The sequence below is a fragment of the Tsukamurella sputi genome (genome assembly GCF_007858445.1).
Lineage (GTDB): Bacteria > Actinomycetota > Actinomycetes > Mycobacteriales > Mycobacteriaceae > Tsukamurella > Tsukamurella sputi.
The window spans coordinates 1-703 of the sequence record NZ_VIGV01000047.1; the positions used below are offsets into that span (position 1 = coordinate 1).

Here is a 703-nt window from a genome sequence, read left to right on the forward strand (position 1 = left end):
TGCGGCTGTGGGGCGTGGCAGGAGGACAGGTCCGCCTCTCGGGCAGCGCATTACGAGGTCGTGGCTCCGTCTACACGAAGAGCGGCAGCTACACCACGGCGGCGTGGTATGCCGAGGATGAGCACCGCGCCATCTGGCCCGAGGACGCGGAAGGTAAGCGGTGACCGCCGCAGCGGAGCGCACCGCCCTGCTCGCCTCCGCGGTCTCCGCGGCGCTACTCCCGGTCGCCGGCCTCGGTGCGGCGCTCCTCAGTCCCGAGTGGCAGTCCCTCTACACCCCGGCCCTGGCGCTGCCCGCCCTCGCGCATGGGCTCGTGAATGGACTCCGCTGGCGCGACGCCGATCCCATGAGCAAGGAGCCTTGGTGTCCGAGACCCGAACCCTGACCGATCTCGTCCGCGGCGGCGGCACTGTCGAGTTGACCGTCTCCGCGGCGAGCACCGACCTCGACATCGAGAGCACGATCCTCGCGGCGCAGCGCGAGCAGGCCGCCCTCGTCCACAAACGTCTCGCGGAGCAGGTTCAGTCGTGGCGCCGGGAGCTGTATGCGATGCGGGCCGACCTCGGCGGCAAGCCTGCGCCCGAGACGCACGCGCGCAGCCAGCCGACCTGCCCGATGCCGGGACGGATGCGCACCTGGGAGACCGCTGACGCGGTCTGGCTGCAATGGGTTCCGGTCGGGGAGCCGCTCGACCTTGACCACG

General features: G+C 71.4%; 2 protein-coding genes. Both read left to right on the forward strand.

Annotation, left to right across the window (positions count from 1 at the left end; translation table 11 throughout):
- The first annotated feature begins 160 nt into the window (after positions 1-160).
- Positions 161-385, forward strand: a complete 225-nt coding sequence (locus FK268_RS24420; protein ID WP_146488465.1) for a hypothetical protein — start codon at positions 161-163, stop codon at positions 383-385.
- A partial coding sequence (locus tag FK268_RS24425) for a hypothetical protein (RefSeq protein WP_158636209.1) occupies positions 364-703 on the forward strand: 340 nt, incomplete at its 3' end. The genes FK268_RS24420 and FK268_RS24425, both read left to right, overlap by 22 nt.